This window comes from Pannonibacter sp. XCT-53 (genome assembly GCF_009915765.1).
Taxonomy (GTDB): Bacteria; Pseudomonadota; Alphaproteobacteria; order Rhizobiales; family Stappiaceae; genus Pannonibacter; species Pannonibacter tanglangensis.
Genome location: NZ_JAABLQ010000001.1, coordinates 1,503,538 through 1,518,619, shown reverse-complemented (window position 1 = coordinate 1,518,619; position 15,082 = coordinate 1,503,538). Strand labels below are relative to the sequence as shown.

Annotated in this window: 11 protein-coding genes; all 11 read left to right on the top strand. The window is 66.7% G+C overall.

Annotated elements, in window-relative coordinates; all coding sequences use genetic code 11:
* The first annotated feature begins 6 nt into the window (after positions 1 to 6).
* The 11 genes from GWI72_RS06850 to pyrH all read left to right on the top strand — a co-directional run bounded on the left by GWI72_RS06850 (position 7) and on the right by pyrH (position 15,081).
* Entirely contained in the window at positions 7 to 786 is a 780-nt protein-coding gene (locus tag GWI72_RS06850; RefSeq protein ID WP_161708200.1) for a biotin--[acetyl-CoA-carboxylase] ligase, read from the top strand.
* 35 nt (positions 787 to 821) lie between these two features.
* Positions 822 to 2,489, top strand: coding sequence for a ribonuclease J (locus tag GWI72_RS06845; RefSeq protein ID WP_161708199.1), 1,668 nt, complete (start codon positions 822 to 824; stop codon positions 2,487 to 2,489).
* Between the two features lie 63 nt (positions 2,490 to 2,552).
* Positions 2,553 to 2,957 carry a methylmalonyl-CoA epimerase gene (gene mce / locus GWI72_RS06840; RefSeq protein ID WP_161708198.1) on the top strand — a complete coding sequence of 135 codons (405 nt, stop codon included), beginning with the start codon at positions 2,553 to 2,555 and terminating at the stop codon, positions 2,955 to 2,957.
* Between the two features lie 35 nt (positions 2,958 to 2,992).
* Complete coding sequence (locus tag GWI72_RS06835; protein ID WP_161708197.1) at positions 2,993 to 3,253, top strand: DUF1467 family protein; 261 nt, start codon at positions 2,993 to 2,995, stop codon at positions 3,251 to 3,253.
* A 641-nt stretch (positions 3,254 to 3,894) separates the two neighbouring features.
* On the top strand, positions 3,895 to 5,223 hold the full coding sequence (gene proS / locus GWI72_RS06830) for a proline--tRNA ligase (protein ID WP_161673176.1): 1,329 nt from the start codon (positions 3,895 to 3,897) through the stop codon (positions 5,221 to 5,223).
* Positions 5,224 to 5,468: 245 nt separating this feature from the next.
* Positions 5,469 to 6,692 (top strand): lipoprotein-releasing ABC transporter permease subunit, encoded by a 1,224-nt coding sequence (locus tag GWI72_RS06825; RefSeq protein ID WP_161709116.1) that lies wholly within the window; start codon positions 5,469 to 5,471, stop codon positions 6,690 to 6,692.
* A gap of 39 nt (positions 6,693 to 6,731) precedes the next feature.
* Positions 6,732 to 7,412, top strand: coding sequence for an ABC transporter ATP-binding protein (locus tag GWI72_RS06820; protein ID WP_161708196.1), 681 nt, complete (start codon positions 6,732 to 6,734; stop codon positions 7,410 to 7,412).
* 1,176 nt (positions 7,413 to 8,588) lie between these two features.
* Entirely contained in the window at positions 8,589 to 12,032 is a 3,444-nt protein-coding gene (gene dnaE, locus GWI72_RS06815; protein WP_161708195.1) for a DNA polymerase III subunit alpha, read from the top strand.
* A 367-nt stretch (positions 12,033 to 12,399) separates the two neighbouring features.
* A complete protein-coding gene (gene rpsB, locus GWI72_RS06810; RefSeq protein WP_161673170.1) occupies positions 12,400 to 13,167 on the top strand; it encodes a 30S ribosomal protein S2 in 768 nt (255 codons plus the stop codon).
* A 183-nt stretch (positions 13,168 to 13,350) separates the two neighbouring features.
* Positions 13,351 to 14,274: a translation elongation factor Ts gene (gene tsf / locus GWI72_RS06805; RefSeq protein WP_161673168.1), complete on the top strand. Its 924-nt coding sequence runs from the start codon at positions 13,351 to 13,353 to the stop codon at positions 14,272 to 14,274.
* A gap of 84 nt (positions 14,275 to 14,358) precedes the next feature.
* Positions 14,359 to 15,081 (top strand): UMP kinase, encoded by a 723-nt coding sequence (gene pyrH / locus GWI72_RS06800; protein WP_161673166.1) that lies wholly within the window; start codon positions 14,359 to 14,361, stop codon positions 15,079 to 15,081.
* Position 15,082: the final 1 nt, after the last annotated feature.

Below are 15,082 nucleotides of genomic sequence, written 5' to 3'. Positions count from 1 at the left end.
ACGCGGATGTCGGCTTTGCTGGCTTTCGGCCCGGTGCCCCAGGCACCGGGCTTCCGCTTTGAAAGGCATGCGGCGTTGCCCTCCACCAACAGCGCTGCCATGGAGGCGGCGCGGGCAGGGCAGGGCGATCGCCTCTGGGTCCTGGCCGACCAGCAGACGGCCGGGCGCGGCCGTCGCGGCCGCAGCTGGAGCTCGCCGGTCGGCAACCTGTTTGCGAGCGTCCTGCTGATCGACCCGGGCCCGCGGGCGCGTATAGGAGAGTTGCCGCTGGTCGCGGCCGTCGCGCTCGCCGATGCGGTCGACCGGGCGGTGGGGGCCTTCGGCCTCGCCCGGCTCAAGTGGCCGAACGACCTTCTGGTCGGCGAGGCCAAGCTGTCGGGCATCCTGCTGGAGGCCGAACCGCTGGCGGATGGACGTCTGGCCGTGGTCTGCGGCTTCGGCGTCAACTGCGTCACGCATCCGGATCCGGAGCATTATGCCGCAACCGACCTGGCGGCCCTGGGCTACCGGGTCGAGGCCGAGGGCATGTTCGCCTGCCTTGCAGCGAGCCTTGCGCACTGGCTCGACACGTGGAGCAGGTCCGGCTTCGCGCCGGTTCGCAGCGCGTGGCTGCAGCGGGCACTGCGGCTCGGCGAGGAGATCACGGTCCGCCTGCCGGCCGAAGAGCTTGTCGGCCGGTTCAAGGACATCGACCCGCGCGGCCAGCTCGTGCTGGCGCTTGCCGGCGGGCAGACCCGTACAATTTCTGCCGGAGACGTGTTCTTCGGCCCCCGCCCGGAGCGCTGAGCGTCCGGTGCGGCGAGACACAGGAGTAACAGCGCATGGCTGAGGCCAACGAAATCGTCTTCCTGCCCCTGGGCGGGGTGGGCGAAATCGGCATGAACCTGGGCCTTTACGGCTATGGCCCGGAGGACGACCGCAGCTGGCTGATCGTGGATTGCGGCGTCACCTTCGCCGGTCCCGATCTGCCCGGCATCGATCTGGTGCTGCCCGACATCCGCTTCCTCGAGGCCGAGAAGAAGCGCATCGTCGGCATGGTCATCACCCATGCCCACGAAGATCATTACGGCGGTCTCGTCCACCTGTGGCCGCAGCTGCGCTGCAAGCTCTACGCGACGCCCTTCACGGCCGGGCTCATCGAGGCCAAGGTCGAGGGGGAGCCGGGCGCGGAAGAGATCCCGGTGACAATCGTCCAGCAGGGGCAGCGGCTGAAGATCGGGCCCTTCGACGTCGAGTTCGTCGCCATGTCGCATTCCATCCCGGAGCCTTGCGCGCTGGCGCTGCGGTTCCCCGAGGGCATGGTCCTGCACACGGGCGACTGGAAGATCGACCTGAAGCCCGGCGTCGGCCTTCCGATCGACCTGGAGCGGCTGGCGGAAATCGGCCGCGAGGGGGTGACCGCGCTCGTCTGCGACAGCACCAACGCCTACCGCGAGGGCTTCAGCCCGAGCGAGTCGGATGTGGCCGTCGAGCTGACTCGAATTCTCAAGGACGCTCCGTATCGCGTTGCTGTCACGACCTTTTCGTCCAACGTGGCCCGCATCCGCGCCATTGCCGAGGCGGCGGCTGCCTCGGATCGCAATCTCGTTGTCGTGGGGCGCTCGATGCGGCGGGTCATCCAGGTGGCCGAAGAGCTTGGCTATCTCGACGGTCTGCCGCCGTTCCTCGACGAGGACAGCTACGGCTTTTTGCCGCGAGAGAAGGCCGTGCTGCTCTGCACCGGGTCCCAGGGCGAGCCGCGCGCGGCGCTGGCCCGCATCGCAGCCGGGGAACACCGCAACATCGCCCTGTCCAAGGGCGACATGGTGATCTTCTCGGCCCGCACCATCCCTGGCAACGAGAAGGAAGTGGGGGCCGTGGTCAACGGGCTGGCAAGCCAGGGCATCCGCATCGTCACCGACCGGGATGCGCTGGTGCATGTCTCGGGCCATCCGCGCCGCGGCGAGCTGGCCGAGCTGTACCGCCTCCTTCAGCCAAAGGTGGTGGTTCCCGTGCACGGGGAACCGTTCCATCTTGCCGCCCATGGCGAGTTTGCGCAGAGCCAGGGCGTCCAGTCGGTCGTCATCGCCGGCAACGGCGATGTCATCCGGCTGTTCCCGGGCCGTGCCGAGGTCGTGGACGAGGCGCCGTTCGGCATCACGGTCGTGGATGGCAATGTCATCGGTGACCCGGAGGTCACGGGTGTGAAGGAGCGGCGGAAGCTGTCCTTTGCCGGTGCCCTCGTGGTCTCCGTCGTGATCAACCGGACGGGCGACCTGATGGACGATCCCGGCGTGGCCCTGTTCGGCGTGCCCGAGACCGATGCCGAGGGCGATCCGATGGACGAGATCGTCCGTAAGGCGGTCGTCGGGGCGCTGTCGGGCATTCCGAAGGCGCGGCGCAAGGACACGGACCTGGTCAGCGAGGCGGTGCGTCGCGCGGCCCGGTCTGCTGTCACCGAGGTGTGGGGCAAAAAGACGCTCTGCAAGGTGCTCGTCACCCGTGTATGACCAACCGGCAGGCGTCCGGTCCGTCCGGACCGGCCTCCGGCAACCCCTGGGGGAGGAGTTTGCATGATCGGACGACTGAACCACGTGGCCATCGCCGTCTCTGATATCGATGCGGCAACGGCGGTCTATCGCGACACGCTCGGCGCCGAGGTGTCGGGCAAGGTGGCCCAGACCGAGCACGGCGTCACCACCGTGTTCATCACCCTGCCGAACACCAAGATCGAGTTGCTCGAGCCGCTCGGCGAGAACTCGCCGATCGCCCGGTTCCTGGATAAGAACCCGGCCGGCGGCATCCATCACGTCTGCTACGAGGTGGAGGACATCCTCGCGGCGCGCGACCAGCTCGTCGCCCGCGGTGCGCGCGTGCTTGGCGATGGCGAGCCGAAGATCGGCGCCCACGGCAAGCCGGTGCTGTTCCTGCACCCGAAGGACTTTCTTGGCACATTGACCGAGCTGGAGCAGGCCTGATCCGCTCCGGCGCCCTTCTCTGAGGATCCAGACCCATGTCCATTCCCTATGCGCTCGCCGTCTACTTCATGATGTGGTGGATCGTGCTGTTCGCGATCCTGCCGTTCGGCGTGCGCACGCAGGAGGAGGAGGGGCAGGTGGTGCCCGGAACGGTCGAAAGCGCGCCGGCCCGCTTCCGCATGCTGCGGACCGTGGGCTGGACGACCGCAGTGACCACGCTGCTGTTCCTCGGGTTCCTCTGGTTGCGCCAGTCGGGCATCACGCTGGACGACATCCCGCTGCCTGGCCCGCGCTGAGGGTCTGCAGCTGTCCTGTGAAAGGCCCTGTCCGGTCCGGCCGGCAGGGCCTTTCCGTTTTCACTGTCGGTCTTTCAGCCGCGCAGGCAGTGGAGAGCCGTGGCGGGGACCTGGCGGGGAGGTGGTCGTCCCGCGCGGCATCACGCGGATGCGAAGCAGTTGCAACTGCGGCGGACGAACAAAAAAAAGCAGGGCCGGAGCCCTGCCTTTTCAGTTCCGCGTCTAAAACTCCCTCGATACATCAGTGCGTTCCTTGAGAAACTTCACTGTGTCGGCTGCGAACCTTTTGGGTGCGCCAGAGGGATCTTCCTCCCAAGACTCAGACCGCGATGCCTGTTTTCCAAGGCCTTGGCCGTTGCCGACCTCCGCCTTTGTTCTTATGGGACCGCAACCTAACGCATTGACACAAACTTGTCACTATTTTGAGCGCATAAGCCCAAACTTTTTGCATGCTGCTTTCTCCGGCTGGAAATCCTGCCTGTGTCGTCAAGGGGATACCCTTGCGGCAGGGGCTGTCCGGGGGCTGGAATCCCAAGCTTTTCCGGCTCCTTTTCCGCAAGGGACTTGTGTTTTGAAGGTGCATGCGGTTTGACTGCGGCGCATCCCCGCGATGGGGAACCGGCAAGATCCAGGAACCCGACATGCGACTGTCCCGCTTTTTTCTGCCCATCCTGAAGGAAACGCCCAAGGAAGCCGAAATCGTCTCGCATCGCCTGATGCTGCGGGCCGGCATGATCCGGCAGCAGTCGGCCGGGATCTACTCCTGGCTGCCGCTGGGCTTCCGGGTGCTGCGCAAGATCGAGAAGATCGTCGAGGAAGAGCAGAACCGGGCCGGCGCGATCCAGCTGCTGATGCCGACGATCCAGTCGGCGGACCTGTGGCGCGAAAGCGGACGCTATGACGCTTATGGCAAGGAGATGCTGCGCATCACCGACCGCCACGAGCGCGAGATGCTGTTCGGTCCGACCAACGAGGAGATGATCACCGAGATCTTCCGCTCCTACGTGCGCTCCTACAAGGATCTGCCGCTGAACCTCTACCACATCCAGTGGAAGTTCCGTGACGAGGTGCGTCCCCGCTTCGGCATCATGCGCGGCCGCGAGTTCCTCATGAAGGATGCCTATTCCTTCGACGTCGACAAGGAAGCCGCCCGCCACGCCTACAACCGGATGTTCGTCGCCTATCTGCGCACCTTTGCCCGCATGGGCCTGAAGGCGATCCCGATGCGCGCCGACACCGGCCCGATCGGCGGCGACATGAGCCACGAGTTCATCATCCTCGCCTCGACCGGCGAGAGTGCCGTCTTCTGCGACAAGCAGCTGCTCGACATGCCGACGCCGGGCCTCGACACGGATTTCGCCTCCGACCTGACCCCGATCGTCGAAAGCTGGACCACGCCCTACGCGGCGACCGAGGAGATGCACGACGAGGCGGCCTTCAATGCCCTGCCGGAGGCGTCCCGCGTGGCGGCGCGCGGCATCGAGGTCGGCCACATCTTCTATTTCGGCACCAAGTACTCCGAGCCGATGGGCGCCAAGGTCATGACCTCGGATGGCGTCGAGACGCTCGTCCACATGGGCTCCTACGGCGTTGGCGTGTCGCGGCTGATGGGGGCGCTGATCGAGGCGAGCCATGACGAGGAAGGCATCATCTGGCCGGCGTCGGTGGCCCCGTTCCATGTCGGCCTGATCAACCTGAAGCCCGGCGACGCGGAAACCGACCAGACCTGCGAGGCGCTCTACCAGCGGTTCGAGAGCGCCGGGATCGACGTGCTCTACGACGATGCCGACACCCGCGCCGGCGCCAAGTTTGCGACCATGGACCTGATCGGCCTGCCGTTCCAGCTGATCGCAGGCCCGCGCGGCCTGAAGGACGGCGTGGTCGAGGTCAAGGAACGCGCGACCGGCGCCCGCGAGACACTTTCGGTTGAAGCCGCGTTCAACAGGATCCTTGGCGCATTGACCAGCTGATCCGCGTCGCGGATCCTGAAACAGGGGATTCGCCGTCCGCATCCGCAGTCGCTGCGGGTGCGGCCACCCTCGCCGTGAGCCGCGCCAAGCGCGGTCGGGCCGCTCCACCCCCAAGGCAGATCATGAGCGAAAGCACCACGTCGTCGAAGTCCAGCGGGTCCAGCACCGGTTCTGCGGAAAAGTCCGGCAACACGGGCGCCCCCGCCGCTGCCGCGAAGGTCCGTCCCTTTGCCGCCTACGAGTGGATGATCGCGGGGCGCTACCTGCGCTCCCGCCGCAGGGACAGCTTCATTTCGGTCATCGCCGGCTTCTCCTTCGTCGGCATCATGCTGGGCGTGGCCACCCTGGTCATCGTCATGGCGGTGATGAACGGCTTCCGCAGCGAGCTTCTCGGCAAGATCCTCGGCATCAACGGCCACATGCTGGTCCAGCCCATCGACCAGCCGCTCACCGACTATGACGCGGTCGCCTCCCGCCTGCAGGGCGTGTCCGGGGTTGTCGCAGCCATTCCCTTCGTCGAGGGCCAGGCGCTCGTGTCCGGACCGGCGGGCAACCTCGGGGCGCTCGTGCGCGGCCTCTACGAAGCCGATCTGAAGCGCCTGCCGCTGGTCGCCGGCAACATCCGGCAGGGCACGCTCGACGGTTTCGACACGGCCGGCGGTCTGGCGATCGGCACGCGCATGGCCCAGCAGCTCGGCCTCCAGGTCGGCGACAACATCACCGTCATTTCCCCGCGCGGGGCCGTGACGCCGATGGGCGTCACCCCGCGCACCAAGTCCTATCCCGTCACCGCGATCTTCGAGATCGGCATGTCGGAGTATGACGGCACGATTGCCTTCATGACCCTGCCCGAGGCGCAGGGCTTCTTCCGGATGGACGGCAAGGCGACCGGGGTCGAGGTCTACACCGACGATCCCGACAAGGTCGGCGACTACAAGGCTGCCGTCGAGGAGGGCGCGGGCCGTCCGGCCTTCGTCAGCGACTGGCGCCAGCGCAACATGACCTTCTTCTCGGCGCTCGAGGTCGAGCGCAACGTCATGTTCCTCATCCTCACCCTCATCGTGCTGGTGGCGGCGCTCAACATCATCTCGGGTCTGACCATGCTGGTGAAGGACAAGGGGCGGGACATCGCCATCCTGCGCACCATGGGGGCCACGCGCGGATCGGTGATGCGCGTCTTCGTCATCACCGGTGCCAGCATCGGCGTGATCGGCACCCTGGCCGGCTTCCTGCTCGGCCTCGTCGTCTGCCTCAACATCGAGAGCATCCGCCAGTTCATCTCGTGGCTGACCAGCACGCAGCTGTTTGATCCGACGCTCTATTTCCTGTCGCGGATGCCGGCCGAGATGGACCAGGGCGAGACGATCATGGTGCTGGTGATGGCGCTGGTCCTGTCGCTGCTGGCGACGCTCTATCCGGCCTGGCGCGCCGCGCGCCTCGATCCGGTCGAAGCGCTGCGGTACGAGTAACCCATGACAGGCGCCGGATCCCCAGGAGAGACCCCGTCCATGACTGTGCCCGTTCTGCGTCTCAGTGCCGTCACCCGCGTCTTCAGCGAGGGCGCCGGCAAGCTCGAGATCCTGAAAGGCGCTGATCTCACCATCGAGGCCGGCCAGATGGTCGCGCTCGTGGCCCCGTCCGGCACCGGCAAGTCGACGCTTCTCCACATTGCCGGCCTGCTCGAGAAGCCGGATTCGGGGGAAGTCTATGTCGGCGGGCGACCTTGCGGTGCGCTCGGCGATGATGCCCGCACCGCCATCCGCCGCAACGACATCGGCTTTGTCTACCAGTTCCATCACCTCCTGCCGGAGTTCACCGCGCTCGAGAACGTGATGATGCCGCAGATGATCCAGGGCCTGCCAAAGGCGACCGCGGCGGAGCGGGCCGGGCAGCTTCTGGCCTACATGCGGCTCGGGGCGCGCGGCAGCCACCTGCCGTCCGAGATGTCGGGCGGCGAGCAGCAGCGCGTGGCCATCGCCCGGGCCGTGGCCAATGCGCCGCAGCTTCTGCTGCTCGACGAGCCGACCGGCAATCTCGATCCCCAGACCGCGCATTATGTCTTCGATGCCCTGCATGCCCTTGTCCACGCCACCGGTGTGGCGGCGCTCTTTGCCACCCACAACATGGAGCTGGCCGAACGCATGGACCGGGTCATCACGCTGCGCGACGGCCTGATCCTGGACGTCTGATCCTCGACGTCGGGTTCTGCCGTCTGTTTCCCCCGTCTGTCTCTGTCTGGTCCTCGACGTCCGGGCCGCGGCGTCGTGGCCGGGTGGCGGAGGGCAGGGGCGCGCCGGCTCCGGCTTGCGCCCTTGCCGGCCCGGGAGCAGCGCTGACTGCTCCCGCCGTGCCGAGGGCCGTCTGCGCCCCGGCTCTCGGTCTCCGGACGGCGTTTCCCCCGGCAACGTTTCCCCCGGCAACGTTTTCCCTGCTGCATTGTCCCTGCCGCGTTTCGCGGGTCCCGGTCCATGGCGAGCACGCGAGGCAAGCCCTTGGCGCAGGCGGGGGCAGCGTCGGGCGACAGCGGGTCCGGGTCCCCCCTTCGTAAACGTCGCAAGATCTAAGTTCACTCTTTGTTCACCCTCCCGTGTGAAGAACAGGGTCTGCGTGAGCCTTGGTGCGTTTCGGGCTTGCGGAAAGAACAAAAAGGGAACAATCTCTTTTTCAAGGGGCCGGACGGCCCCGAGCCCCAGAACCTTCGGGCAGCGCGTCTGCCGGTTCCAAAGAGAGGAGCATGCCATGACCTTCCTGGCCCGTGATATCGCCGCTTTCGGTTCGCTCGTCGTGTTTGCCGCCACCATCGCCGTCTGGGGCGAGGTCCTGTTCTCGCTGCAATAGGCCTCCGACCCGGGCTGATCCCGGTTCGCTCCCCGCATGACCTCAGGATCGGTGCCAGACACCGATCCGGGCGCGCTCCGGCGGCGCGGCATCATTACCTGAGGATCACGGCGTCGCACCTGTCCGGATCCCTCGACTTTTGGTCGGCGTTCCGGTCTTTTCTGCTGCAGAGGATGCCTTCGGACGGGCAGGGGTGTCTTGCGCCTGCAGTCCGTCGCCGTTCACCTCCGGCTCCGCGGCCGCCTCGCTCCCGGCCAGGCTGTCCTGGCAAGTTTTCAGGGCTTGGCGGCTTGCAGGGTAAGTCTTGCACGGTGAGCCTTTCCAGGCCGCCTCGCTCCCGGCCAGTCGCTCCTCGCCAGACGCACCCGGTGATCGGGGCAGGCAAGGCACGGGGCGGGCAGGCTGGACGGGCGGGCAGGACGGACGGCGAAGGCAGAACGGCGGGGATCCGCTGGCGGGGCAGGGCCGGCTCACCGGGCCGCACCGTCGCGCCTGCCGGCGCTCCGCCGCAATCTGGGAAGCTGGTCATGTCGTCTGTCGGGTTTGTCCATCTGCGTGTCCATTCGGCCCTGTCGCTGCTCGAGGGCGCGCTGCCGATCAAGAAGCTTCTGGATCTGGCCAAGGCCGATGACCAGCCGGCGCTGGCCATCACCGACACCGGCAACCTGTTCGGTGCCCAGGAGTTTGCCGGCAAGGCCTGGGGGGTCGGCATCCAGCCGATCATCGGCTGTCAGCTTGCCGTTGCCTTCGGTGACGAGCCGGCCGACGACCGGCGCGGGGAACCGGCCCTGAGCGATGTCATCGTGCTGGCGGCCACGGCCGACGGCTACATGAACCTCATGGACCTCACCAGCCGCGCCTTCCTCGACACGCCGACCGGCCAGCGGGCGCATGTGCCGCTGTCGCTGCTGGAGGCCCGCACCGACGGTCTGATCCTGCTCACCGGCGGCGTCCACGGGCCGGTCGGAAAGGCGCTGCTGGCCGGCAACCGCAAGCTGGCGGCTGCCCGGCTCGACCGGCTGGCCCTGTCCTTCCGGGATCGCTGCTATGTGGAGCTGCAGCGCCACGGCATGGCGGCGGAACGCAAGACCGAGGCCGGTTTTCTCGATCTTGCCTATGACAAGGGCCTGCCGCTCGTCGCCACCAACGAGGCCTTCTTCCCCAAGCGTGAGGATTATGAGGCGCATGACGCGCTCATCGCCATCTCCGAGGGGCGCGTGCTGATCGACGATGACCGCCGCAAGCTGACGGCCGAGCATTACTTCAAGTCACGCGCGGAAATGCAGGCGCTGTTCGCCGACCTGCCCGAGGCGACCGCCGCGACCGTCGAGATCGCGCAGCGCTGTCATTATCGCCCGCTGAAGCGCAACCCGATCCTGCCACGCTTTGCCGGTGCCGACGCCGATCCGGAGGAGGCGGAGAAGGCCGAGGCGGACGAGCTCAAGCGTCAGGCCCGCGAGGGTCTGGCCAAGCGGCTCGAGCTGCATGGTCTGGCACCCGGACTGACGGAGCAGGACTACTGGGACCGGCTCGAATTCGAGCTGTCGGTCATCGAGCGCATGAAGTTCCCCGGCTACTTCCTGATCGTGGCCGACTTCATCAAGTGGGCCAAGGCGCATGACATTCCCGTGGGCCCCGGGCGCGGATCGGGCGCCGGCTCCGTGGTGGCCTGGGCCCTGACCATCACCGACCTCGACCCGATGCGCTTCTCGCTGCTGTTCGAGCGCTTCCTCAATCCCGAGCGCGTGTCGATGCCGGACTTCGACATCGACTTCTGCCAGAACCGGCGCGAAGAGGTCATCCGCTACGTCCAGGAAAAATACGGCCGCAGCCAGGTGGCCCAGATCATCACCTTCGGGTCGCTGCAGGCCCGCGCGGTGCTGCGCGATGTCGGGCGCGTACTGCAGATGCCCTATGGCCAGGTCGACCGCCTGTGCAAGCTGGTGCCGGCGAACCCGGCCAACCCGGTGACGCTGGCCCAGGCGATTGCCGAGGAGCCGCGCCTGCGCGAGGCCGCACGCGAGGAGGAGATCGTCGACCGGCTGCTCACCATGGCGCAGAAGCTCGAGGGGCTCTACCGTCATGCCTCCACCCACGCCGCCGGCGTGGTCATCGGCGACCGGCCGCTCGAACAGCTCGTGCCCCTCTACCGCGATCCGCGCTCCGACATGCCGGTGGCGCAGTTCAACATGAAGATGGTGGAGGAGGCGGGCCTGGTGAAGTTCGACTTCCTCGGCCTGAAGACGCTCACGGTCATCGACACCGCGGTGAAGCTGATCGCGCGCAAGGGGGTGCATGTCGACATGGCCTCGGTGCCACTCGATGACCCGAAGACCTACCGGCTGCTGGCTGCCGGCGAAACCGTCGGCGTGTTCCAGCTGGAAAGCCAGGGCATGCGGCGCGCCATTGCCGGCATGAAGCCCGACCGCTTCGAGGACATCGTCGCGCTGGTGGCGCTCTACCGGCCCGGTCCGATGGAGAACATTCCCGTCTACAACGCCGTCAAGCATGGCGAGCAGGAGCCCGACTACCTGCATCCGCTGCTCGAGCCGATCCTGAAGGAAACCAACGGCATCATCGTCTACCAGGAACAGGTGATGCAGATCGCGCAGGTCCTGTCGGGCTATTCGCTCGGCGAGGCCGACCTTCTGCGCCGGGCCATGGGCAAGAAGATCGCGTCGGAGATGGAGGTGCAGCGCGCCCGCTTCGTCGACGGCGCGGTGGAGCGGGGTGTCGACCGGGAGCAGGCCGGCACGATCTTCGACCTGGTGGCCAAGTTCGCCAACTACGGCTTCAACAAGTCGCACGCGGCCGCCTACGCGCTCGTCTCCTATCACACCGCCTGGCTGAAGGCGAACCACCCGGTGGAGTTCCTCGCCGCCTCGATGACGCTCGATCTCGGCAACACCGACAAGCTGGGCGATTTCCGCCAGGAGGCCCGCCGCATGGGTGTCGAGGTGCTGCCGCCCTCGATCAACCGCTCCATGGTCCCCTTCGATGTCGATGACGGCCGCATCGTCTATGCCATGGGCGCGATCAAGGGCGCTGGCGAGCAGGCGATCCAGCACATCGTCGACGTGCGCGCCGATCGCCCCTTCCGCAGTCTTGGCGACTTCGCCTCGCGCATCTCGCCGAAGTTCCTCAACAAGCGTGTGCTGGAAAGCCTCGTCAACGCCGGTGCGTTCGACTGTATCGAGCAGAACCGCGCCCGGGTGTTCGAGGGGCTCGACCGGATCATGGGCATGGCACAGCGCACCGAGGCCAACGCCAGCATGGGCCAGAACGACATGTTCGGCGGCGGCGGCGGGGCAGGCGAGGAGCTGCAGCTGGCCGAGGTGCAGCCCTGGCTGCCGGCCGAGCGGCTGCAGCGTGAACACCAGGCGATCGGCTTCTACCTGTCGTCCCATCCGCTGGACGAGTACCAGCCCCTGCTGGAGCGCATGCGCGTGCAGCTCTGGTCCCAGTTCGCCGAGGCGGTGAAGCGGGGGGCCTCCGCCGGCCGCCTTGCCGGAACGGTGATTTCCAAGCAGGAGCGCAAGACCAAGTCGGGCAACCGCATGGGGATCGTCCGCTTCTCCGATTCGTCCGGCCAGTTCGAGGCGCTGCTCTTTTCCGAGAAGCTTGCCCAGTTCCGGGACCTGATCGAGGTGGGCAAGTCGATGGTGGTGCTGGTCAGCGCCGACATGCGCGACGACGAGCCGTCGCTGCGCATCGAGCAGATCGACCCGATCGAGACGATGGCCGCCCGGGTGCAGAAAAGCCTGCGGGTGTTCCTGCGCGATGCCCGGCCGATGAAGAGCCTCGCGCGCCATCTCTCCGTGAAGGGGGAGGGCGAGGTCAATGTGGTCGTCCTGCTCGACGAGGGCCGGCGCGAGGTGGAAGTGCGTCTGCCGGGCAAGTACCGTCTCTCGCCCGAGATCGCCGGCGCGCTGAAGTCCGTCCCCGGCGTCACGGACGTGCAGCTCGCCTGAATGGCCGGACCTGAGTCGACGCGCCTCGGTCGACGAGCCCTCTCCAACAAGCGCCATCCAACAAGTCTGGGATGACGGGGCCGGGGGTACGGATCTGGATCTGAAGGCCGGGGTCGGGGGACCCGGGCCGTCCATTTCGCGCTTGCGGCCTCGTGCTGCGACCAGCGGGCCGCTGGCGCGGGCTTGACTTTTTCACACGTCGCATTGGGGCTTGTCTTTCCGGGGGCTCACGCCTATAAGGCGCCCATTCCACACACGGGGGAAGGATCCGGCTTGTCCGGACCCGTTCCGGTGTCCGCTGCAGCCCCTGCGCTGCCGGTGCACTCCCCGTGGAGGTTACAACCGGAAAAATCAGGAGTTCAGGGCCATGGCATTGCCCGATTTCACCATGCGTCAGCTGCTGGAAGCAGGCGTTCACTTCGGTCACCAGAAGCACCGCTGGAACCCGCGCATGGCACCGTACATCTTCGGCGTTCGCAACGACATCCACATCATCGACCTCGCCCAGACCGTTCCGCTGCTGCATCAGGCGCTGAAGGCTGTCAGCGACACCGTCGCCAACGGCGGCCGCGTGCTGCTCGTCGGCACCAAGCGTCAGGCCCAGGAAGCTGTTGCCGAGTCCGCGCGCAACTCCGCGCAGTACTTCGTCAACGCCCGCTGGCTCGGCGGCATGCTGACCAACTGGAAGACCATTTCCGGCTCGATCCAGCGTCTGCGCAAGCTGGAAGAGGTCCTGTCGACCGACACCTCCGGCCTGACCAAGAAGGAAAAGCTGTTCATGGACCGCGAGCGCGAGAAGCTCGAGCGGAACCTGGGCGGCATCAAGGACATGGGCGGCCTGCCGGACCTGATCTTCGTGATCGACACCAACCGCGAGGCGATCGCCATCCAGGAAGCCCGTCGTCTGGGCATTCCGGTTGCCGCGATCCTCGATTCGAACTGCTCGCCGGAAGGCATCACCTATCCGGTTCCGGGCAACGATGACGCCGGCCGCGCCATCCAGCTCTACTGCGACCTGATCGCCCGCGCCGCCATCGACGGCATCTCGCGCGCCCAGGGCAACATGGGCATGGACGTCGGTGCCTCCGAGCAGGCTCCGGTCGAGCCGGCTCTCGACGAGCAGGCCGACGCCTGAGGACAGGAGAGGCGCCGCGCGACCTGCCGCGGCGCCTCCCGCCCTCCCGGACAGCCCCCCGGACAGGTCCCTGTCCGCGATTGATGATCCGAGATGTGCGCAAGCGCGTGCATCGTCATAAAGCCGCGGTGGCCGATGCGCTAAACCGGGCAAATCTTTCAACCCCCATCCACGAGGCAAGCGATGAGCATTTCCGCAGCGATGGTAAAGGAGCTCCGCGAGAAGACCGGCGCGGGCATGATGGACTGCAAGACCGCCCTCAACGAGACGGGCGGCGACATGGAAGCTGCGATCGACTGGCTGCGTACCAAGGGTCTCGCCAAGGCTGCCAAGAAGGCTGGCCGCGTGGCCGCTGAGGGCCTCGTCGGCGTTGCCTCCTCCGGCAACAAGGCCGCGGTCATCGAGCTGAACTCCGAGACCGATTTCGTCGCCCGCAACGACGGTTTCCAGACCCTCGTCCGCGACGTGGTCAAGGTTGCCATCGCCACCGGCTCCGACGTCGAGGCCATTTCGGCCGCGACCTACCCGGGCAGCGACAAGTCCGTCGACGCCGCCATCAAGGACGCCATCGCCACCATCGGCGAGAACATGACCCTGCGTCGTGCGGCCGTCCTGTCGGTCACCGACGGCGTGGTTGCCTCCTACGTTCACAGCGCGGCCTCCGAAGGCCTCGGCAAGATCGGCGTGCTCGTCGCGCTCGAGTCGGCCGGTGACAAGGACAAGCTCAACGCGCTCGGCCGCCAGATCGCGATGCACATCGCCGCGACCAGCCCGCTGTCGCTGAACGTTGACCAGCTGGACCCGGCCGTGGTCGAGCGCGAGCGCAACGTGTTCATCGAGCAGGCGCGCGAGTCGGGCAAGCCGGACAACATCATCGAGAAGATGGTGGAAGGCCGCATCCGCAAGTTCTACGAGGAAGTGACCCTCGTGAAGCAGGCCTTCGTGATCGACCCGGACAAGACCGTCGAGCAGGCCGTCGAGGCGCTCGCCAAGGATCTCGGCACTCCGGTCAAGCTCACCGGCTTCGTCCGCTTCGCTCTCGGTGAAGGCATCGAGAAGGAAGAGACGGACTTCGCGGCCGAGGTGGCTGCGGCCGCCGGCCACTGAATGCCAAAGGCGCCGGCGACCCCGGCGCCTTTTTTCTGACAGCTGTTTGATTACCCCATTTCCTGATTGAAAGAAGGCGTGCCGATGACCACCAATTTGCGCTGGCGCAGGGTCCTGCTGAAACTCTCCGGCGAGGCCCTCATGGGCAGCCAGCCCTTCGGCATTGATCCGGCCGTGGTCGAGCGCATTGCGGTGGAAGTGGCCAATGCGGTGAAGCTCGGCGCCCAGGTCGGCCTCGTCGTCGGCGGTGGCAATATCTTCCGCGGCGTCGCCGTGGCAGCCAAGGGCGGCAACCGCGTCACGGGCGACCACATGGGCATGCTGGCGACGGTGATGAACAGCCTGACGCTGGCGGACGCCCTGCGTCGCCAGGAGGTTCAGGCGCGCGTGCTGTCGGCCGTGCCGGTGCCCTCGATCTGCGAGACCTTCACCCAGCGTGGCGCCGAGCGCTACATGGAAGACGGTGACGTGATCGTCTTTGCCGGCGGCACGGGCAACCCGTTCTTCACCACTGATTCGGGGGCGGCGCTGCGCGCAGCCGAGATGCGCTGCGACGCCTTCCTGAAAGGGACGCAGGTCGACGGCATCTATTCGGAAGATCCGAAGATCAATCCGAATGCCGAGCGCTACACCGAGCTGACCTACGAGGACGTGATCACCCGCAATCTCAAGGTCATGGACACGACCGCGATTGCGCTTGCCCGTGACAACCGCATCCCGGTGATCGTGTTCTCCATCCACACCCCCGGCTCGCTGGTGGATGTGCTTCTCGAGCGTGGACGGTATACTGTCGTCAGCGCTGCCTGAT